Source organism: Streptomyces sp. NPDC049970, from assembly GCF_040660235.1.
Lineage (GTDB): Bacteria > Actinomycetota > Actinomycetes > Streptomycetales > Streptomycetaceae > Streptomyces.
This window is the reverse complement of record NZ_JBFALP010000002.1, coordinates 560,958-582,457: the sequence shown is the minus strand read 5'-3', so window position 1 is coordinate 582,457 and position 21,500 is coordinate 560,958. Positions and strand designations below refer to the sequence as shown.

14 protein-coding genes are annotated in these 21,500 nt (G+C 73.0%); 11 read left to right on the top strand and 3 right to left on the bottom strand.

Going from position 1 to position 21,500, the window contains the following annotated elements; translation table 11 throughout:
• Positions 1 to 77 precede the first annotated feature (77 nt).
• From AB0I83_RS05420 to AB0I83_RS05370, 11 genes are all read left to right on the top strand, one after another.
• Positions 78 to 1,466 (top strand): hypothetical protein, encoded by a 1,389-nt coding sequence (locus AB0I83_RS05420; RefSeq protein ID WP_363303699.1) that lies wholly within the window; start codon positions 78 to 80, stop codon positions 1,464 to 1,466.
• Positions 1,467 to 1,477: 11 nt separating this feature from the next.
• Positions 1,478 to 2,512, top strand: a complete 1,035-nt coding sequence (locus tag AB0I83_RS05415) for a glutamate ABC transporter substrate-binding protein (protein ID WP_363303698.1) — start codon at positions 1,478 to 1,480, stop codon at positions 2,510 to 2,512.
• 49 nt (positions 2,513 to 2,561) lie between these two features.
• Positions 2,562 to 3,899 (top strand): hypothetical protein, encoded by a 1,338-nt coding sequence (locus AB0I83_RS05410; RefSeq protein WP_356534658.1) that lies wholly within the window; start codon positions 2,562 to 2,564, stop codon positions 3,897 to 3,899.
• Positions 3,896 to 6,655 (top strand): tetratricopeptide repeat protein, encoded by a 2,760-nt coding sequence (locus tag AB0I83_RS05405; protein ID WP_363303697.1) that lies wholly within the window; start codon positions 3,896 to 3,898, stop codon positions 6,653 to 6,655. Before AB0I83_RS05410 ends, AB0I83_RS05405 begins: the two co-directional genes overlap by 4 nt.
• Before the next feature lie 2 nt (positions 6,656 to 6,657).
• On the top strand, positions 6,658 to 8,022 hold the full coding sequence (locus tag AB0I83_RS05400; RefSeq protein WP_363303696.1) for a PP2C family serine/threonine-protein phosphatase: 1,365 nt from the start codon (positions 6,658 to 6,660) through the stop codon (positions 8,020 to 8,022).
• A gap of 139 nt (positions 8,023 to 8,161) precedes the next feature.
• Positions 8,162 to 9,523, top strand: a complete 1,362-nt coding sequence (locus AB0I83_RS05395; RefSeq protein WP_356534653.1) for a VWA domain-containing protein — start codon at positions 8,162 to 8,164, stop codon at positions 9,521 to 9,523.
• Between the two features lie 108 nt (positions 9,524 to 9,631).
• Entirely contained in the window at positions 9,632 to 10,942 is a 1,311-nt protein-coding gene (locus AB0I83_RS05390; protein WP_363303695.1) for an FHA domain-containing protein, read from the top strand.
• A 79-nt stretch (positions 10,943 to 11,021) separates the two neighbouring features.
• Positions 11,022 to 11,426: a globin gene (locus AB0I83_RS05385; RefSeq protein WP_356536294.1), complete on the top strand. Its 405-nt coding sequence runs from the start codon at positions 11,022 to 11,024 to the stop codon at positions 11,424 to 11,426.
• 153 nt (positions 11,427 to 11,579) lie between these two features.
• Positions 11,580 to 14,906 carry an FtsX-like permease family protein gene (locus AB0I83_RS05380; RefSeq protein WP_363303694.1) on the top strand — a complete coding sequence of 1,109 codons (3,327 nt, stop codon included), beginning with the start codon at positions 11,580 to 11,582 and terminating at the stop codon, positions 14,904 to 14,906.
• A 1-nt stretch (position 14,907) separates the two neighbouring features.
• A complete protein-coding gene (locus AB0I83_RS05375) occupies positions 14,908 to 17,679 on the top strand; it encodes an ABC transporter permease (protein ID WP_363303693.1) in 2,772 nt (923 codons plus the stop codon).
• A complete protein-coding gene (locus tag AB0I83_RS05370) occupies positions 17,676 to 18,632 on the top strand; it encodes an ATP-binding cassette domain-containing protein (RefSeq protein WP_356536291.1) in 957 nt (318 codons plus the stop codon). Before AB0I83_RS05375 ends, AB0I83_RS05370 begins: the two co-directional genes overlap by 4 nt.
• A gap of 41 nt (positions 18,633 to 18,673) precedes the next feature.
• Here the strand turns inward: AB0I83_RS05370 and AB0I83_RS05365 are convergent, their stop codons facing one another.
• From AB0I83_RS05365 to ettA, 3 genes are read right to left on the bottom strand one after another with little or no spacing between them, the layout of a single operon-like run.
• Positions 18,674 to 19,369: a hypothetical protein gene (locus tag AB0I83_RS05365; RefSeq protein WP_356843868.1), complete on the bottom strand. Its 696-nt coding sequence runs from the start codon at positions 19,367 to 19,369 to the stop codon at positions 18,674 to 18,676.
• Positions 19,366 to 19,788, bottom strand: a complete 423-nt coding sequence (locus AB0I83_RS05360) for a thioesterase family protein (RefSeq protein WP_363303692.1) — start codon at positions 19,786 to 19,788, stop codon at positions 19,366 to 19,368. Before AB0I83_RS05360 ends, AB0I83_RS05365 begins: the two co-directional genes overlap by 4 nt.
• Before the next feature lie 5 nt (positions 19,789 to 19,793).
• On the bottom strand, positions 19,794 to 21,458 hold the full coding sequence (gene ettA, locus AB0I83_RS05355) for an energy-dependent translational throttle protein EttA (protein ID WP_356536289.1): 1,665 nt from the start codon (positions 21,456 to 21,458) through the stop codon (positions 19,794 to 19,796).
• Between the last annotated feature and the right edge of the window lie 42 nt (positions 21,459 to 21,500).

Below are 21,500 nucleotides of genomic sequence, written 5' to 3'. Positions count from 1 at the left end.
GCCATACTTCTGGCCGGGCACGCGTCCCCCTTCGGCGGGGGGCCAGGGCCGTCGTCAGTGACCGAGGGGGAGGTCAAGTGACATACCCGCCGAGCGGGTCCGCGCTGCGGGAGTCCGCGCCGGATCCGCGGGCCGCACCCGTGACCGTACCCGCGCCCCGGCGCGGTGTCCGGTCCGTCGCCGCCGAGCGGCTGCGCACCGCGGCGACGACCGAGCCGGGCCGGTTGCAGATCGCCGGCGCCGTACTGGCCCTGCTGGTGGTGGTGTTCGGAGCGGTCACGTATCTGGAGATCGCCGGACGGGCCTCGGCCGCCCATGACGTGGTGACCCGCAGTCAGCCGCTGAGCGCGGACGCGGCGAGCATCTACCGCTCGCTGGCCGACGCGGACACGATGGCGGCGAGCGGCTTCCTGGCGGGCGCGCAGGAGCCCGAGGACGTGCACGACCAGTACGAGAAGGACGTCAAGGAGGCTTCCCGGCTCCTGGTGAAGGCCGCGGCGAGCACCGACGCCTCGACCTCCTCGCACCGGGAGATCACGACGCTGGGTGAGCTGCTCCCCGAGTACACGGGACTCGTCGAGCGGGCGCGGGCCAACAACCGGCAGGGGCTTCCGCTCGGCGGCGCCTACCTCCGGTACGCCAACCAGAAGATGGCGGACGAACTCCTCCCGGCCGCCGAGCGCCTGTACACGGCGGAGACCGGCCGTCTGGCCACCGACTCGGCCGACGCCCGCCGTTGGCCCTTCCTCGCGCTGGCCGCCGGGGTCGTGGCGCTGGGCGCACTGGTGTGGATGCAGCGGCGCAACTACCGCATGACCAACCGCGTCCTCAACCAGGGGCTGCTCGCCGCGACGGCGGCGGCGACGGTGGTGCTGCTCTGGCTGGCGGTGGGACACACGGTGGCCAGGGCCGAGCTGCGTGAGGCGATGGTCCACGGGCAGGAGTCACTCGACGTCCTGAACAAGGCCCGGATCAACTCCCTGAAGGCGCGGGCCAACGAGAACCTCACCCTGGTCGCCCGTGGTGCGGTGCTCACCCCGGACGGCACACGGGACCAGTACGAGAGCGACTACACCACGGGCATGAGGGCGCTCTCCGCACAGCTCGTGAGCGCGGAGGAACTCGCCGACGACGCCCGTGGGAGCGATCCGGTGGCGAGCGCCATCAGCAGTGTGTCCGAGTGGCAGGACCGCCACAGGAAGGCCCGGGCGACGGACGACCAGGGTGACTACGACGGCGCGCTGAAGCAGATCATCGGCCCGGAGGGCTCCACGGGTGAGTCCTTCGAAGAGGTCGACGGCGCGCTCCGGCAGGCGCTCGCCCATGAGCAGGGCGAGTTCGACACCGCGGCCAGGAGCGGGCGCGGGGCGCTGGACGGGCTGCCGATCGGGGCCGCCGCCCTCGCCCTGCTGGGGGCGGTCGCCGTCGTCGTCGGGGTCAACCGCAGGCTCTCGGAGTACCGGTGAGGGGACGAGCGATGACCAGGGCGAATGGCTGGGCCGCGCGCGGCAGGCTGCGCGGCTGGGGCGGCGTGACGGGCATGGCGGTGGCCTGCGCGGTCACCGCCTCGCTCACCCTGCTGCCACTGGCGCGCGGGGACGGGACGCTCGGCGGGACGAGCACCGGGCACGGGGCCACCACGGCGGTGCCCGCGAAGGCCGACACCTGTGAGGATCCGGAGGCCAGTCTCCCGCCGTCGGGCGCCGACGGCCCGAACATCGCGAAGATCAAGGAGCGCGGCAAGCTCATCGCGGGTGTCGACCAGAACAGCTTCCGCTGGGGGTACCGGGATCCGGAGAGCGGCACCCTCGAAGGGTTCGACATCGATCTGGTCAGGGCCATCGCGAAGGACGTCCTCGGCGATCCCGACGCGGTGATCTTCCGCGCCATACCCACCAACCAGCGCATCACCGCCCTCGAACACGACAGGGTCGACGTCGTCGTGCGCACGATGACGATCAACTGCAAGCGCCTCGACCAGGTCGCGTTCTCCACGGCGTACTTCCAGGCCGGTCAGCAGGTGCTGGCCCCCGAGGACTCCGACATCACCGGGTACGACGAGTCGCTGAAGGGCAAGCGGGTCTGCACGGCGGAGGGCTCGACGGCGTTCGAGGCGCTGGAGAGGCAGTCGTACGGTGCGGTGTTCCAGGACGAGCACGAGGGCACCGACCGGGACCTGGACCAGCTGACCGTGCCGAACCAGCTGGACTGCCTGGTCCGGTTGCAGCTCGGCGAGGTCGACGCGGTGGTCACGGACAACGCGCTGGCGGCCGGCCAGGCGGCGCAGGACCCGGCGGTGGAGCTCAAGGGCGATGCTCCGTTCACCACCGAGTACTACGGCGTAGCGGCGAAGCTCGGGGCCGACGACCTGGTGGCACGGGTCAACAAGGTGCTGGTCGACTACCGCCAGGGCGGTGGGAACAGCCCCTGGATGGTGTCGTACCGCGAGTGGCTGGCGGCGGGACTGCCCGGCGTCACGGGCCCCCCGGCACCCAAGTACCGGAGCAACTGAACCTGTCCGGGCCCCAGCGGCCCGGACGACTCGAACGGAGAGGTGGTCGATGGGCGTGGCGGGATCCTTCCCCGGCTTCGCGGGGAAGCCCCCCGGCCCGGTCATGGACCGGGACGAGGCGGACCGTGCGCTGGCCCGGCTCGGCGCGGAGCACGAGGCCATCGAGACCTCGCTCCTCGCCCTGCAGGACCACGCCGGGCGCCGGCTCCTGGAGGGCGCCGATCTGACCGGTGTCACCGAGGAGCGCTGGGCCGCGGCCGAGCAGTCGATCACCCTGTTGTGGGGGTACTTCGACGCCTACGCCGGCGCGCTCGCCACCGCCCGGAAGCTCCGGTCCGGCCGCCGCAACCCGGGCCGGGACGATCTGGTCGCCCTGACCGACCTGCTGCGAGGCGACAGCGTGACGGTCGCCAACCCGGGTGCGGTCAGCCCCGGGCCGTCGACGGGCGCTCCGGCCAGGCTCTCCGAGCGGTTCACGCTGGAGGAGCTGGTCGACCGGATGAACGGTCTGTACGCACGCTCGCTGGACATGGTCGTCGCCGCGGACTCCGTGTGGTCGGCGCTGCCCGCCCGGATAGACCTGCTCGCCGCCGAACTGCGCCGCACCCGCTCGCTGGCGCACTCCGTGGGCGTGCGGCCCGGGGAGCATCCGTCCGGGGACGACCTGGAGTCGATCACCGAGGAACTGACCACGCTGCGGGTGCAGGTGATCTCGGACCCGCTGGCGTTCTGGCTGCCGGGGCCGGGCAGCGCGGCCCCCGGCGGCGGACGTCCGGACACCACGCGCTACGACCGGGCCGCCCGCGCGCTCGACGACGTACGCCGGGAGGTCGAGGCGGTGCTCCTGGTGCGGCAGGACGCCGAGCAGCGCCTGGTCCGGCTGCGTGATGTGCTGTCGCGCGCGGACCGCACGCTGGCCGAGGCCCGTTCGGCGCGCGGCGAGGTACTGGCGAAGATCGCCGCGTCGGAGGTGCCCGCGGTGAGCGGCCCGCCCACCGCCCTGCACGAGCGGCTGGCCGCGGCCTCGGAGCACCGCAGGCACGCCCGGTGGAGCCGGCTTTCGCCACTGCTGGACTCGCTGGAGCGGGAGGCCGAGGACGAGCTGATGCGCGCCCGGGACTCGCTGACGTCCGTCACGGCGCCGCTCGCGGTCCGGGCCGAGCTGCGCGGCAGGCTGGACGCCTACAAGGCCAAGGTGGCCAGGCACGGCCTGGCGGAGGACCCGCTGCTGATCGAGCGGTACGACGCGGCCCGCCGGGTCCTGTGGAGCGCCCCGTGCGATCTGCGCGTCGCCGACCAGGCGGTGCTGCGCTACCAGCGGGCCGCCACGGATCTGCTGACACCCGGCAGCCGGGGCGAGCACGACGGACAGGGGGAGACATCATGAGTACGCAGTGCCAGCGCCCCGGGTGCGAGGGCGCTTACGAGGACATGGGCGGCGGCGAGCTGTACTGCGACACCTGCGGCCTCGCGCCCGTCGTGTCGCCGACGGGCATGGTGAGTTCGCCGCCCACCGGTATCGCGGGCGGCGGCAGGACCGGCAGCCGCGGGAGCGGCAGCACCTCGCAGCAGGCAGGTTCGCGCGCGTCGTCGCGGGCCTCATCCCGCTCGTCTACCTCCCGGCGTTCGGTGTCCGGGCGGCTCTCCCACGCCCTGTCCGGATCCTCCACGTCCCGTTCGGTCTCGGTGCGCTCCTCCGGCTCCTCGACCGGTTCCACGTCCGGGCGCGGCAGGCTGGGCGTGGGGCTGGTCCTGGTCCCGGACGTGCCGAGGCCCGACCCGCGGACCGCGGTGATGGAGAACCCCGAGGTCCCCGAGCGGAAGCGGTTCTGCTCCCGGTCCGACTGCGGCGCCCCGGTGGGCCGCTCACGCGGCGCACGGCAGGGCCGCACCGAGGGGTTCTGCACCAAGTGCGGCCACCCCTACTCCTTCGTGCCCAAGCTGCGCGGCGGCGACGTCGTGCACGGGCAGTACGAGGTGGCGGGCTGCCTGGCGCACGGGGGGCTCGGCTGGGTCTATCTCGCGGTGGACCGCGCGGTCTCCGACCGCTGGGTGGTCCTCAAGGGCCTGCTGGACACCGGGGACCAGGACGCCATGGCCGCCGCGATCTCCGAGCGGCGCTTCCTCGCGGAGATCGAGCACTCCAACATCGTCCGCATCTACAACTTCGTGGAGCACCTCGACCAGCGGACAGGTTCGCTCGACGGCTACATCGTCATGGAGTACGTCGGCGGCAAGGCGCTCAAGGAGATCGCCAACGAGCGCCGGACACCGGCCGGGAAGCGGGATCCGCTACCGGTCGAGCAGGCGTGCGCGTACGGCATCGAGGCGCTGGAGGCGCTGGGTCACCTGCACAGCCGCAACCTGCTGTACTGCGACTTCAAGGTCGACAACGCCATCCAGACCGAGGACCAGCTCAAGCTCATCGACATGGGCGCGGTCCGCAGGATGGACGACGACGAGTCCGCGATCTACGGCACGGTCGGCTACCAGGCACCGGAGGTGGCCGAGACCGGCCCGTCCGTCGCGTCCGACCTGTACACGGTGGCGCGGACGCTGGCGGTGCTGACCTTCGACTTCCAGGGTTACACCAACGTCTTCGTGGACGCGCTGCCCGACCCGGACAACATCGAGGTCTTCCGGAGGTACGAGTCGTTCTACCGGCTGCTCGTGCGGGCCACGGACCCCGACCCGGCTCGCCGGTTCTCCTCGGCCGCGGAGATGGCCGAGCAGTTGACGGGTGTCCTGCGCGAGGTCGTCGCCCTGCAGACGGGACGTCCGCGCCCGGCTCTCTCGACCCTGTTCGGCACGGAACTTCGGGTGACAGATACGGAGTTGTTCGCCGAGCCGACCCACGAGGTGTCGCTGCTCGGTGCCCGGACGGAAAGGGCGGCAGGCAGGGGACGCTTCGCCGGCCGCCGTACGCGGGTGCCCGCGCTTCCGACCGCGGTTCCCGCACCGGCGTTCGCTCCCGCCACGGCTCCCGCACAGGCGTTCCCCCCGGCTGTGGCCTCCCCGGCCCCTCCGCGGGAGCCTCCGGCGGGCGCCGCTCCGTTGCACGCGCCGGACACGCACGTCCGGGGCACGGGGAGCGGCCGACCGGCCCGGACCCCGGCCGCCGTCCCGGCTCCACGCGCCCCGGTCCCGGACCCCGGGCGGATTCCCGCCGCGCACGCGGGTGCCGGGCCCCGGCTCGCCGCGTTCGACGCCCGGGCGACCTCGCTGGCCCTGCCGGTCCCACGGGTCGACCCGAACGACCCGAACGCGGGGTTCCTCGCCGGGGTGATGACGTCGGCCCCCGCGGAACTGATCGCCGCCCTGCACTCCGTGCCCGCCTCCTCGCTGGAGACGCGGCTGCGGGAACTGCGCGCCCGCCTGGAGATGGGCGAACTCGACTCCGCGGTGACGGCGTTGGGCTCGGTGGAGGGGCAGCACCCGGACGACTGGCGGGTCGTGTGGTACCGCGGGATCACCTCGCTGGTGACCGGCGACCGGGAGAACGCGGCCCTGGCCTTCGACGCGGTCTACGACGCCTTCCCGGGCGAACCCGCTCCGAAGCTGGCCCTGGGCGTCTGTGCCGAGGTGCTGGGGCAGCTGGACAACGCGGCGGAGTACTACCGCCTGGTGTGGACGACCGACCCGGGCTTCGTCAGCGCGGCGTTCGGCCTGGCCCGGGTGCAGATCGCCGCCGGGAACAGGGACGGGGCGGTGCGCACCCTGGAGTCGGTGCCCGAGTCGTCGATCCACTACACGGCGGCCCGGGTGGCGGCGGTGCGCGCGCGACTGCGCGAACGCGCCCCCGACGAGCCGCTGTTCGACGACCTGTCGGCGGCAGCCGACCAGGTGACGGCGCTGCGGGAGTACGGCCTGGACGCGGTGCGCCGTGAGCAGTTGTCGACCGAGGTGCTGGGTACGGCGCTCGACTGGGTACTCTCCGGTAGTCCCACGGCTCAGCCGGCCGCTCCGTCCTCCCCCGCGGCTGCGGGTGCGAGGTCGGTGCTGGGCAGCGAGCTGGACGAGCGGGGCCTCAGGTTCGGTCTCGAACGCTCGTACCGGATGCTCGCCCGGCTCGCGCAGCGGGGCGACGAGAGGATCGAACTGGTGGAGCGGGCCAACCGTTTCCGCCCCCGGACCTGGGTGTGAAGATGTCACAGATCCACCAGCAGGCCTCCTTGCCGGGGTGCCCGAGCTGCGAGGAACCGCTGGAGTCGGGCGACCTGTTCTGCGGGGCGTGCGGATACGACCTCTCGGCCGTGCCCGCGCCTCCCGGTGACCGTCCGACGGTAGCCATCACCGTACCGGCGCAGGGTGCGGCGACGGCCGCCGACGGTTCTGTGCGGTGGCCGGCCGCGGCGGAGACCGGCGGCTCCGACCGGCAGGTGCCCACGCACCGCCCTGCCGACGTCCCGGGCGTGGACTCGGGCGGCAGGCCCCTGTCCACCGCGGCCCCGGCGGCCGTCCGCTTCGACGAGCCGGACGGACCGGACGGACCCGCGGGCGGAGGCCCGGCCGGCGCCTCGGGCGACTTCGAGCCGGCGGCACCGGACCCGCGGACGGTCGAGCACGCCGCAGCGGGCGTGGCTGCCGGGGGCAAGGTGTGCGTGGCCTGCCGCTCGGGCCACGTGGACACCGACGGGTACTGCGAGAACTGCGGCCACGCCCAGCCACGCGAGCGGGACCACATGGAGCAGGAGCTCGGTTCCGTGGCCGCGGTCAGTGACCGGGGTCTGCGCCACCACCGCAACGAGGACTCCTTCTCGGTGTCCTCGACCGCCCTCCCGGACGGTTCGCCGGCCGTGGTGGCCATCGTGTGCGACGGGGTCTCGTCGGCGAGCCGTCCGGACGAGGCGTCGGCCGCTGCCGCGAGCGCCGCCGGCGAGGCCCTGCTGGAGTCGCTGCCCAGGGGCACGCATCCGCAGCAGGCGATGCACGAGGCGATCCTGGCCGCGTCCGAGGCCGTCAACGCGCTTGCGCAGGGCACCGGCCAGGCGCTGGAGCGCGATCAGCACCGCCATCAGAACGCCCCGGCCTGCACCCTGGTGGGCGCGATCGTGGCGGGCGGCCTGCTGTTCGTCGGCTGGGTCGGCGACAGCCGTGTCTACTGGGTGCCGGAGGACCGCTCCAGCCCGCCGGCCCGGCTCACGGAGGACGACTCCTGGGCCGCGCAGATGGTGGCGACGGGCCTGATGAACGAGGCGGAGGCGTACGCCGACGAGCGCGCCCACGCGATCACGGGCTGGCTCGGGGCCGACGCGTACGAACTCGAGCCGCACACCGCGACCTTCAAACCGGACCGGCCCGGCCTCGTGGTGGTGTGCACCGACGGTCTGTGGAACTACGCGGAGGCGGCGGCGGAGATGGCCGCCGCCCTGCCGGACGACGCGTACGAACGGCCGCTGCGCGGCGCCCAGGTGCTGGTGGGGCACGCGCTCGACGGCGGGGGCCACGACAACGTAACAGTGGCACTGCTGCCGTTCGCCGTGGTGGCCGAAGGGGCAGGATCGGCCTGAGTCCCGCCCGGTCCGTCCCGGCGGGCCCGATCCCCGGCCCCGGTCCCCGCCGCCTTCCCCGCTTCCCGTCCTCCGTCCTGAACTCTGTCCGCACGCCTGTCTTCTTCTGACATACGTGGAGCCTCAAGGAGCCGATCAGATGGCCAACTTCTCCAAGTCCAACGTGCCGCAGTTCTCCGTCGAGGTGTACCAGAACGCGTACCTGCCCGAGGGCGGACGCGAGGTCAACGCGATCGTCACCGTCACGTCCACCGGCGGAGGGACGACCGGCGGTGTGCCCCTGGGCAACGCGGTCCCCGCGCCCAGGGACTCCTCGGGCCGGGCGCCCGACGCGGCCGTGGTGCTCATGGTCGACTGCTCGGGTTCGATGGACTATCCGCCGACGAAGATGCGCAACGCGCGCGACGCGACGGCGGCGGCCATCGACACCCTCCGGGACGGCACCCGTTTCGCGGTGGTCGCGGGTACGCACGTGGCGAAGGACGTGTACCCCGGCAACGGGCGGCTGGCGACGGCCGATCCGCGGACCAAGGGGCAGGCCAAGGAGGCCCTGCGCCGGCTGAGCGCGGGAGGCGGCACGGCGATCGGCACCTGGCTGCGTCTGGCGGACCGGCTGCTGGGCGCGGCCGACGTCGACATCCGGCACGGCGTCCTCCTCACCGACGGACGCAACGAGCACGAGGCCCCGGAGGACCTGCGGGCCGCTCTGGAGTCGTGTGCGGGCCGGTTCACCTGTGACGCGAGGGGTGTGGGTACCGACTGGGAGGTGAAAGAGGTCACAGCGGTCGCCTCCGCCCTGCTCGGCACCGCGGACATCGTCGCCGATCCCGCGGGTCTGGCACAGGACTTCACGCGGATGATGGAGAACGCGATGGGGAAGGAGGTCGCGGACGTGGCTCTGCGGCTCTGGACGCCCGTCGGTGTGGAGATCGTGTTCGTCAAGCAGGTGGCGCCCTCGGTAGCCGACCTGACCGGCCGCCGCACCGAGGCGGGGCCCCGCGCGGGGGACTACCCCACCGGCTCCTGGGGCGACGAGTCCCGTGACTACCACGTGTGCGTGAGGGTCCCGGAGGCCGGGGTCGGCCAGGAGATGCTGGCGGCCAGGGTTTCGCTGATCCTGCCCTCCACGCCGGACGGCGGTGCGCCGCAGACCCTCTCGCAGGGTCTGGTGCGGGCGGTCTGGACGGACGACATGACGGCGTCCACCTCGATCAACCCCCAGGTCGCGCACTACACGGGACAGGCGGAACTGGCGCAAGTCATCCAGCAGGGACTCGATGCGCGCAAATCGGGAGACTTCGACGGCGCGACGGCGAAACTGGGCCGTGCGGTGCAGCTCGCGTCGGCCTCCGGGAACGCGGATACCGCCAAGCTGCTTTCAAAGGTGGTCGACGTCGTGGACGCGGCGACAGGTACTGTGCGACTGAAAGCGAGGGTCGCGGAAGCGGACGAGATGACACTCGAAACGCGCTCGACCAAGACAGTTCGCGTCAAGAAGTAGCCACCCGAACGACATCGACAGAACCGTACGGAGAGCCGCCCGACCGGACGGCGCACCGACAACGCATGGCGGCCTCCGGGCCGGACGAGGAGAGGGGGAAGCGCCGACATGCCGACATGCCCGAACGGACACCAGTCGGGTTCCGAGGACTGGTGCGAGGTCTGCGGACATCGCATGGCCGGGACGGGCGCGGTCCCGTCGCCGCCTCCCCCGCCGCCCGCGCCCGGTTACGGCTACCCGCAGGGTCGCGGCGGCGAAGGCCCGCCGACCGCCCAGGCGGAGCTGTGCCCGCAGTGCCGCACCCCGCGTGAGGCGATGGCGCCGTACTGCGAGGAGTGCCGCTGGAACTTCCTCACGAACACGGCGACGTCCTACACCCCGCTCGCCCCGCAGGCCGGTGCCGGTGGACCGGTGCCGGGACTGAACCTACCGCCCGGCTTCCAGGCCCAGCAGGGTCCGCCGCCCCAGCAGCGGGACCCCTTCGAGTACCAGGGCTCGCGGCCTTCGCAGATGAACCGGCCCGCCGAGCCGCTCTCGTCCGAGCAGGGGAGCCCGCCCGGACCGCCTCCCCCATCCCCCTTCCAGCAGGATCCCCCGGTACCGCCGTCCTTCCAGCAGGGACCGCCCCCGCCGCCTTTCCAGCAGGGGCCCCCGGCACCGGGGTCGTTCCAGCAGCAGTCGCCGTCCCCGTTCGAACAGCGGGGACAGGGGCAGCACGGCGGCCAGGGGCAGGGCCCGCAGAATCCGGCCGGTGCTCCGTCTCCGTTCGAGCCGCAGCGGCAGGGGCCGCCGCCCCCGCCGTCCTTCCAGCAGCAGTCGGCGCCGCCCGCTCCCGCTCAGCCGCAGTCTCCGCAGACCGGCGGGGACGACGACTGGATGCTTCCGCCGCCCTCACGGCAGCAGTCACCCCAGGGCTTCCCGCAGGCTCCGCAGCAGCCCCAGGCCCCGCAGCAGCAGTTCCCCGGCCAGGGACCTTCCCAGGGTTCCGCGCAGGGCGGCCGTGACCGGGGAACGGGCAGTTGGACGGCGGTCATCGCCCCGGACCGCGACTACTTCCTGGCGATGATGCAGCGCAGCGGACCCGAGGCGACCGGGCTCAACCTGCCCGCGTACTCCCCGGAACAGCATCTGCCGCTCACCGGAAGCCAGATCACCATCGGCCGTCGCCGGCACAGCACCGGCGAGTCCCCCGACATCGATCTCGCCGTGCCGCCCGAGGACCCGGGCGTATCGCACCAGCACGCGGTGCTGGTGCAGCAGCCGGACGGCAACTGGGCCGTGGTCGACCAGAACTCCACCAACGGCACGACCCTGAACGGCGCCGAGGACCCGATCCAGCCCTACGTCCCGGTGCCGCTCCAGGACGGCGACCAGGTGCACGTCGGGGCGTGGACGACCATCACGGTCCGCCGCGACTGATCCGGCCTCCCGGCGGCGGGCCGGGGGCCGGGGTCCTAGGACCCCGGTCCTCAGTCCGCGCGTCTGCGACGATGGACAGGTGACAGAGATTCCGCGCGACACGCTTCAGGAGCAGACCTTCTACGAGCAGGTCGGCGGCGAGGAGACCTTCCGGCGCCTGGTCCACCGCTTCTACCAGGGCGTCGCGGAGGACCCGCTGCTGCGCCCGATGTACCCGGAGGCGGATCTGGGTCCCGCCGAGGAGCGCTTCACGCTGTTCCTGATGCAGTACTGGGGCGGCCCGCGCACCTACAGCGACGAGCGGGGTCATCCCCGGCTGCGGATGCGGCACGCGCCCTTCCGTGTGGACAGGGCGGCCCACGACGCCTGGCTCGCCCACATGCGGGTGGCGCTCGACGAACTCGGCCTCGCCCCGCAGCACGAACGGCAGTTGTGGGACTACCTCACCTACGCCGCCGCGTCGATGATCAACACCGCCGGCTGACCGGCCGTGTGCGGAATTCGGCGCTCCGTAGCCGTATAGCGGTCACGATCTCATCAAGCTGCGACCACAGGCGGTTTCCAGGAGCCCGTGCAATCTGAAAGCATCCTGAGCACGCCGGGGGGGCGTGCGGCTGCTCAGGGTTCGGGGGATCAGGTGACGGGGTTCGTCCTTCTGCGGCTGCGCGCGCACCGGCTCCTGCTCACCGCAGCCCTTCTCACCGTGCTGCTCACCACCTGTGTGCTGGCCGCGCTCACCGCCTTCTCCGGTTCGACGGGCGATGCCGCCCTGCGGCACACGCTCACCGACCGCGCCGCCGCACGGTCCTCGCTCGTCGTCTCCGCCGATGTGGACCGCGAGAAGCGCGAGGACGCCGACGCCGCGGTGCGCCGGGCGGCCGGGGACACGTTCGACGGGCTTCCGGTGACCGTGCGGAAGCTGGAGAGTTCGGGTCCGTACGCGCTGCCACGCGATACTCGCACGGCGGCGGAGCGACACGGTGAGCCCGATCTGACACATCTCGCGTCGCTGGACCGCAGCCGTGTGCGCCTCACCGCCGGGCGCATGCCCCGTGCCGGAGCGGCGGGGGCGGAGGGGCCGGTGCAGGTGGCGCTGCCGCGAACCGCCGCCGAGGTCCTGAAACTGGGGCCGGGATCCCGGATCACCCTCACCGACCGGTTGAGCGACACCCGGCTCCCGATCGAGATCACCGGCCTGTACGAGGCGTCCGACCTGTCCGATCCCTACTGGCGGTTGGACCCGCTGGGCGGGCGGGGCGTCCGCGAGGTCGTCTTCACCACCTACGGCCCGTTGCTCGCGGACCCCGGCGTGGTCGGATCCGGACGGCTCAGTGCCGGTCCGGTGTCCTGGCTCGCCACCGCCGACTTCCGCACGGTGACCACGAGCCGGACCGGCGCGCTGCACCGGGCGTCGACGGACGGGCCCGAGTCCCTTGCCTCCTCCGGGCTGTTCGGGGAGGGGGCGACGGTGCGGACCTCGCTGCCGACCGTCATCGAGCAGGTCGAACGGGCGCTGCTGGTGTCGCGTTCGACCATCATGATCGTGGCCGTGCAACTGGTCCTGCTCGCCGGATACGCCCTGCTGCTCGTGGCCAGGCTGCTGAGCAGCGAACGGGGCGGCGAGACCGAACTCCTGCGGGCCAGGGGTGGTTCGCGGGGCCGGATCGCCACGCCGGCGGCGATCGAGGCCCTGCTGCTGGCGCTACCGGCCGGAGTCGTCGCGCCGCTGCTCGCCGGGCCGCTGACCGGGCTGCTGGCGCGGTGGAGCGAGCTCGGCCGGATCGGGCTGCGGCTCGACGGCGGGGTGGACGGCACGGTCTGGCTGGTGGCCGCCGCCGTGGCGCTGATGTGCGCGCTCGCGGTGGTCGCGCCCGCGCTGGCGGCGGGGGCGGGCGGAGACCGGGGCGCCCGCGCCTCCGCGCTGCCGGCCGTGGTGCGGGCCGGCGCCGACATCGGACTGCTCCTGATCGCCGGGGTGGCGTACTGGCAGCTCGACCGGCAGACCGGAGCGTCCGGCGGTGGTGCGCTCAGCGGTGACCGTGGGGGCGAGCTGGGCATCGACCCGCTGCTGGTCGCCGCCCCCGCTCTGGCCCTGCTCGCGGGCACCGTGCTGACACTACGGTTGCTCCCGCCCGCGGCCAGGCTCGCGGAGCGGCGTGCGGCGGGCGGGCGCGGCCTGTCCGCGGCTCTGGCCGGCTGGCAGTTCAGCCGTCGCCCGCTCCGGAACGCGGGGCCGGTACTGCTGCTGGTCCTCTCGGTCGCCATGGGCATGCTGGCGATCGGCCAGAGCGCGTCCTGGGACCGGTCGCAGGGCGACCAGGCGGACTTCAGGTCGGGCGCGTCGGTGCGCATGGTGGGCGGGCTGTCCGGCGACCCGGCGAAGGCAGCCCCCTACTCGGATCTGCCGGGGGTGCGGCAGGCGGCTCCGGCGTTCCGTACGACGGCCGATCTGTCCGGCGGCCGGACGTCCGAGGTGCTGGCTCTGGACACCGCGCACGCCGAGGAGCGGATGCTGTTGCGCGAGGACCTCTCGGGAGACTCACCCCGGCGGCTGTTCGAGGCGATCGCCCCGCCGAAGACCGCGCGGACCGGTGTGGTGCTGCCCGGGGGCAGCACCCGGGTGCTGTTCGATCTGCGGATCAGCGACACCTCCGCGTCCGGCGGCAGGTCGCCGTCCGGTTCGGCGCCGCTGGTGAGTGTGCTGCTGGAGGACCGTTACGGCATCGGCTACCGGACCGGTGTGGGGACGGTCCCGGTCGACGGCGGCACGCACACCGTGTCCTTCCCGGTGTCGGCGGCGGGCGAACTGTCTCTGACGGGATTCGAGTTGGACAGCGACGTACCCGAGAGCCGCCCCGAGCGGCGCCTGGTCGCCCTGACCCGGCTCCGGGCGCTCACCACGGGCGGCGCCGAGCAGCCGGTCACCGGCGCGGACGGCGTTCGCTGGCAGGCGGGGACGACCACGGCCGCGGCCGGGGAGGAGCAGGCCGGGGAGACTCCGGAGGAGGTGGCGGGCACGGGCGCGTCGCCCGCCTTCCGTTACGAGACCGGCTACACGCGCCCCGACAGCGCCTACTACGGCGACCCGGTCGACACCCTCCGGATAACCGCCGGACGTCCGCCGGCCCCCGCGCTGAAGGCGGTGGCCACGGACGCGTACCTGAAGTACTCGGGGGCGAGGCAGGGCCAGGAGGTCGACCTCGTGCTGGCGGGCAACACGGTCCGGGTGACCCTCGTGAAGTCGGTGCGGCAACTGCCCGCCACCGGACCCGGCGCGGCCACAGCCTCCACCGCGGGCGGCGTCGCGGACGTGTCGGCGAAGCCTGGCGGGGCCCTGCTGCTCGACCTCAGGGCGGTGTCCGAGGTGCTCGCCCACCGGTCGGGAGCCACGCTCGCGCCCACCGAGTGGTGGCTGAGCACGGCGCCCGGCGACGGCCCGCGGGTGGCGGCGCGGCTGCGCGGGCTGCCCGGCACGGACCCGGCCCAGGTGCGGGTACGCGACGAGGTGGCGCGGGATCTCGCGGACGATCCGCTCGGGGCCGGCCCGCAGTCCGCGCTGCTGGCGGCGGCCGTCGTGGCGACCGCCCTGGCCGCGGTCGGCTTCGCGGTGGGCCTCGTGGGCTCGCAGCGCGAGCGGTCCGCCGAATTCGCGGTGCTGCGCGCCCTGGGCGCGTCGCGTCGCCGGCTCGCCCGGATGATGGCCGCCGAGCAGGGCGTTCTGATCGCCCTCGCCCTGCTGATCGGGCTCGCCCTCGGAGCCGTGCTGACCAGGGCCGTCGTGCCGCTCGTCGTACTCACCGGGCAGGCGGCGCGGCCCGTGCCGGAGGTGTTGGTGCTGCTGCCCGCGGGGCAGGTCGGCGTCCTGCTGGCCTCGGTCGCCGCACTGCCGCTGCTGTTCGTCGCGGCGATCACGCTGCGCCGCGCCGATCCGGCGGTGTCGCTGCGCCACCAGGGGGACAACTGACATGAGGACCACCAGGGTTCCGGCCGCCTGTGCCCCCTGGGTGCGCACGAGACTGCGCACCGCCCCGGGGATCTCCGCCGCGCTCGCGGTGCTGGTGCTTCTGACCGCCTTCCTGGCAGCCGCGTTCCCGCGCGCGGTGGACGCGTACGAGACGAGGGCGCTGCGCCACGACGTCACGACCGCCCAGCCGGGGCAGAGCGTGCTGGAGGTGACCACACCGCCGCCCGCGCTCGGGCAGCCCGCCGCGGTCCGGGAGCGGGCGATGCGCGAGGACGCGCTGTCACGAGCCGGCAAGGCGCTGGTGGGGACGCTGCCCGCTCCCCTGCGTGCCGACGTGCCGCGTTCGTCGTACGGGGTGCACACCACGAAGCCCGTGGTGGCGGACGAGCCCTGGCTGCCGCGCCCCGACGCGATGCCGCCGCAGCTCGGCTACGCCGCGCCTTCGGCGCTCGCCGCGCACAGCACCCTGCGGTCGGGGCGGTGGCCGGTGGTGCGCGACGAGGTGACCCTGGAGTCCCGTGAGGTGGAGGCCGCCGTCACCGAGGAGACCGCGGCCGCGCTGCACATGAGGGCGGGCTCCACGATCACGGTCCCGACCCAGCGGGGGAAGCCGCTCACCGTTCGGATCACCGGTGTCGTCACGCCGCTGCGGCCGGAGAGCGGCTACTGGGCGGTCGAGCCGCTGTACCGCTCCCCGTCCCTGGTCCGGGACCCGGGATCGCCGACCCCGGTCTTCTACTGGACGGCCACGCTTCTGCTGCCACCGGGCGCCGGACCGGCACTGCTGGCGACCATGAGCGAACCGGAGCTCTACTGGCGTCTCGCGCCGGACGCCTCGCATCTCGCCGCCTCCGACGCCTCGCGCCTCGGGACCGCGGTGGCCGAGGTGGAGAACGGCCCCGGGCTCCTGCGGCTGCGTGACATCGCCGGACCGAACACCACGCTCACCACCGACCTGGACGCGATCCTCGACGCCCAGCTGGGGATGCGCGCCGCGATCGACCCCGTCGTCACGGTCGCCGCGGTCGGGACGGGCGCGGTGGCCGTCGTCGTCCTGCTGATGACCGGCGGGCTGATCGGCGCCCGCCGCCACCACGAGCTCGCGCTGCTGCGCTCGCGCGGCGGCTCGCTGCGGGGCATCGGCCGGCGGCTGCTCGCCGAGACCGCGGTGGCCGTACTGCCCGCGGCGGCGCTCGGGCTGCTCCTGGCCGTCCTGCTCGTCCCGGAGGCCCGGTTCCCGCCCGCCGCGGCCGGTGCCGCGGTCGTCGCCGCCCTGGTCTGCGTGGTGCTGCCGCTCCGCACCACGCTGCACCACCGCAGGCCTCTGCTGCACGGGGCCCGCGACGACGTGGCGAACGCCCGGCCCAGCCGCCGTCGTACGGTCGTCGAACTGACCCTGCTGGTCCTGGCGGTCGGCGCGGTCGCCGCGCTGCGCCGCCGCGGCACGACGACGGGGTCGGGAGCCGATCTGCTGGTCAGCGCCGCCCCGGTCCTGGTGGGTCTGATCGCGGCGCTCGTGCTGGTACGGCTGTACCCCCTGCCGCTGCGGCTGGCGTCCCGCCCCCTCGCGAGGCTGCGCGGGGCGGTCGGGTTCCTGTCGCTGGCCCGCGCCGGCCGCGCGTCGTCGAGCAGTACGCTGCCCCTGCTCGCCCTGCTGGTCGCACTGACCACGGCGGCGTTCGGCGGCTCCGTCCTCGCGGGGGTCGCCGACGCGCGTGACGACGCGTCACTGCGGGCCGTCGGCGCGGACGCCAGGATCAGTGGCGAGGGCGCTCTCTCCCCCGTCCCGGAGGACGTCATCGACCGGGTACGTGCGGTGGACGGCGTCGAGGACCTCGCAGCCGTGCGCATCGAGTACGGGACGCCGCTGGCCGCCTCCAGGGACGTCAGGTCGGACACGAAGCGCGCGACCCTGGTGGCGGTCGAGCCCGAGTCGTACGCACGGCTGGCCCGCGCCACCGGGCTGCCCGCCTTCCCCGCGGGTGCGCTGGCGGGCGGGGCCGGCCCGGACGGGGTACTTCCGGCGGTGGCGTCACCGGGCCTCGCGGAACGGCTCGGCGACGGCCGGCACACCGTGCGCTCGCAGGCCGGGGACATCACCGTGCGGATCGCGGCGGTCCTCGCGCGTACGTCCGCGGTGGGCGACCCGGGCTTCCTGATCGTGGACGCGACGGCACCCGCCCTGCGGAAACCCACGACTCTGCTGATCAGCGGGGCCGCACCCGACCCGGCCCAGCTGCACGCGGCGGCGCTCGACGCCGGTCCCGAGTACGCGGTCCGTACGCGGTCGGCGGAGCGGGGGACCTTCGCCGACACCCCGATGCAGTCGGGTGCGGAAGGGATCTACGGGGCGGCGATCGTGGCGGGCGCGGGGTACGCGCTGCTCGCCGTGCTCCTCTCCCTGCTACAGACGGCGCCGGAGCGCACCACGCTCCTCGCCGGGCTGCGCACCATGGGGCTCACCACCCGGCAGGGCAGGCGGCTGCTCGCGTTCGAGGCGATGCCCCAGGCGCTGCTGGCCGCGTTCGGCGGGCTCCTCGTCGGCTGGGCGACCATCGTCCTGCTGGCACCCGGCGTCGACCTGGCCGCCCTCGCCCTGGCCGGCGGGGACCCGGGGACACCGCGCACCGCCTCGCTGCGGGTGGACCTCAGGTCCCTGGCCCTTCCCGCACTGGGCGTGGTCGTCCTCGCAGCCGCCGTGGCCGGCACCCAGGCGTGGTGGGTGAGCCGCCGTGGCTCCATCAGAGAACTCAGGGCAGGAGACACCCGGTGACATCCTCGACAGAGACCACGCTGGCGGAGCTCGAACAACGGGCGGCGGCGCGCCGCGACCGGCCGTCGTACGGGCACGACGCCCTGATCGCCTGCGACCGGCTGGTGCGCATCTTCTCCGCCGACGGGGTGGAGGTGCAAGCACTCCAGGGGCTCGACCTACTGGTGGCCAAGGGCGAGTTGATGGCGCTGGTCGGTGCCTCCGGGAGCGGGAAGTCGACCCTGATGAACATCCTGGCGGGTCTGGACGTCCCCACCGCAGGTTCGGCGAAGGTGGCGGGCCGCGACCTGCTCGCGATGGGGCAGAAGGAGCGGCTGGGCTACCGGCGGGACGTCGTCGGCTTCGTCTGGCAGCAGACCTCGCGGAATCTCCTGTCGTATCTGACCGCCGCGCAGAACATCACGCTCCCGATGCAACTGCGAGGGGGCGGCAGGAAGCGCGAACGGGCCGCGCGTGCCGAGTCCTTGCTGGCGATGCTGGAGGTCGCGGACTGCCGCGACCGGCGGCCCGCGCAGATGTCCGGCGGACAGCAGCAGCGGGTGGCGATCGCGGTGGCCTTGGCCAACAACCCCTCGGTGCTGCTCGCGGACGAACCGACCGGGGAGCTGGACTCGGCGACGGGTGAGCAGGTGTTCGCGGCGTTCCGCAGGGCCAACGAGGAGCTCGGTACGACGATCGTGATCGTCACCCACGACCAGGCGGTGGCGGGCGAGGTTCGCCGTACGGTCGCGATCCGGGACGGCCGGACGTCCTCCGAGGTGCTGCGGCACACCGAGGTCGACGCGGCGACGGGTCAGGAGTCCCAGGTGGCGCGGGAGTACGCGATGCTCGACCGGGCGGGCCGGCTACAGCTCCCGGCGGACTACACCGAGGCACTGGGGATGGAACAGCGGGTGATGCTGGAACTGGAGCAGGACCACATCGGCGTATGGCCGGACGCCACCGGGAAGTGACCCGGTGGAGCACCGGCGGGGCGAGGGAGGAAGGCCGGTGGTCAGGCGGTCCCGACCGTCACAGCGAGCGGGCCGAGGCCGCCGCCGGCGCCCCGGAGGGCGATCGAGCCGTACGGCGTGCGCAGCCGCATCCAGGAACCGGCGGTGAGCAGCGCCACGGGGAAACCGGGCGCCGGGCGCAGGAAGCCGAGCGACTGTGCGGCGTGCACGGCACGCAGCGGAAGTTCCGTGTCCCCGACGGTGCGGGACCAGATGCCGCGGCCGATGAGATCACGTTCCGCCCTGGTGCGCCGTTGCTCCGGCAGTGCCGCGTCGCGGGATCGGAACTCCGACACGGCTTCTTCGAGTGCGGTGCCCAGGTCGACCGGTCCCGGAAGTCCGGTGCGTTCCTGCCAGCCGCCGCGCGGCGGCAGCACCCCGGTCCACGGTGGTCCGGTCACGGCCGCCGGCAGTGCGCCCACGCCGGCCGCCCCGTCCGTCGCATCCGTGTCCAGCGCTTCGAGGAGTTCCCCGGCCGACACGGTGACGTCGAGGTCGTGCGTCCCGGACAGCCGGGCGGTTCGGATCGCGAGGACGTCGAACGACGGCGGCCGGCCGAAGACCGCGAGCGCGCCGCCGCCCGCCTGGAGGCGGACGGCGGCGGCCCGGTCGTAGTGGAGCAGCCGGCCGAGGAAGGCGGCGAGGTCCGCCGCCTCCCTCGCGTCGGCGAACCGCAGCGACCGTACTGGCACTGTCATACGACGACGGGCTCCTGGTCGAGGTACTCCTGCAGGAAGAGCTTCTCCTCGGCAGTGATCCGCCGGGGCCGCTCCTCGGCCAGGTTGTAGGGCACGACGACCGTCGACGCCCGGACGTAGACCTGCTCGGGGTCCTTGACCTCGTAGGCGATGGTCAGGGACGCGGCCGTTATCTTCGTGACCCAGGACTCGATGGTCACCGGCGCGTGCCGGTGGACCAGCGGGCGCACGTAGTCGATCTCGTGCCGGGCCACGACGGAGCCGCCCGAGAAGGACGGCGAGCCGTCCCCCGGCGCCAGCCGGAACATGAAGTCGATGCGCGCCTCCTCCAGGTAGCGGAGGAAGACCACGTTGTTCACGTGGCCGAAGGCGTCCATGTCCGACCAGCGCAACGGGCAGCTGTAGATGTGACGGGCCAACTCGATCAGCCTCGCGTGAGCTTCTTGTACGTGGCACGGTGCGGGCGGGCCGCGTCGGCACCGAGACGCTCGATCTTGTTCTTCTCGTACGACTCGAAGTTGCCCTCGAACCAGTACCACTTGGAGTCGCCCTCGTACGCCAGGATGTGCGTGGCGACGCGGTCCAGGAACCAGCGGTCGTGGGAGATGACCACAGCGGCTCCGGGGAACTCCAGGAGCGCGTTCTCGAGCGAGGACAGGGTCTCGACGTCGAGGTCGTTGGTGGGCTCGTCGAGGAGCAGCAGGTTGCCGCCCTCCTTGAGGGTCAGCGCCAGGTTGAGGCGGTTGCGCTCACCACCGGACAGGACGCCGGCCGGCTTCTGCTGGTCCGGGCCCTTGAAGCCGAACGCGGAGACGTACGCCCGCGAAGGCATCTCGACCTGGCCGACGTTGATGTAGTCCAGCTCGTCCGACACGACGGCCCAGAGGGTCTTCTTCGGGTCGATGTTGGCGCGGGACTGGTCGACGTAGGAGATCTTGACCGTGTCGCCGACCTTGATGGCGCCGGAGTCCGGTGTCTCCAGGCCCTGGATCATCTTGAACAGCGTGGTCTTGCCTGCGCCGTTCGGGCCGATGATGCCGACGATGCCGTTGCGCGGCAGCGTGAACGACAGGTCGTCGATGAGGACCTTGTCGCCGAAGGCCTTGGAGAGGTTCTCGACCTCGACGACGATGGAACCGAGCCGCGGGCCCGGCGGGATCTGGATCTCCTCGAAGTCCAGCTTCCGCATCTTGTCCGCCTCGGCCGCCATCTCCTCGTAACGGGCGAGACGGGCCTTGGACTTGGTCTGACGGCCCTTGGCGTTGGAGCGGACCCACTCCAGCTCTTCCTTGAGCCGCTTCTGCCGCTTCTCGTCCTTGCGGCCCTCGACCTTCAGGCGGGCCTGCTTCTTCTCCAGGTACGTGGAGTAGTTGCCCTCGTAGGCGATGGCGCGGCCGCGGTCGAGTTCGAGGATCCACTCGGCGACGTTGTTCAGGAAGTACCGGTCGTGGGTGACGGCGATGACACAGCCGGCGTACTTCGAGAGGTGCTGCTCCAGCCAGTTCACCGACTCGGCGTCGAGGTGGTTGGTGGGCTCGTCGAGGAGGAGCAGGTCCGGTGCCTCGATGAGCAGCTTGCAGAGCGCCACACGGCGCTTCTCGCCGCCGGAGAGGTTGTTGACGGGCCAGTCGCCGGGCGGGCAGCCCAGGGCGTCCATGGCCTGCTCCAGCTGGGCGTCCAGGTCCCACGCGTTGGCGTGGTCCAGGTCCTCCTGGAGCTTGCCCATCTCGTCCATGAGCGCGTCGGAGTAGTCGGTCGCCATGAGCTCGGCGACCTCGTTGAAGCGCGTGAGCTTGCCCATGATCTCGGCGGCGCCGTCCTGGACGTTCTCCAGGACGGTCTTCGACTCGTCGAGCTTCGGCTCCTGCATGAGGATGCCGACGCTGAAGCCGGGCGAGATGTACGCCTCGCCGTTGGACGGCTGCTCGAGGCCCGCCATGATCTTCAGCACCGTGGACTTACCGGCGCCGTTGGGCCCCACGACACCGATCTTCGCGCCGGGCAGGAAGTTCAGGGTGACGTCGTCGAGAATCACCTTGTCGCCGTGCGCCTTGCGCGTCTTGCGCATGGTGTAGATGAACTCAGCCAAGAGAAACCGTCCGGCAGCAATAGAGGTGTGGGCAGATACACC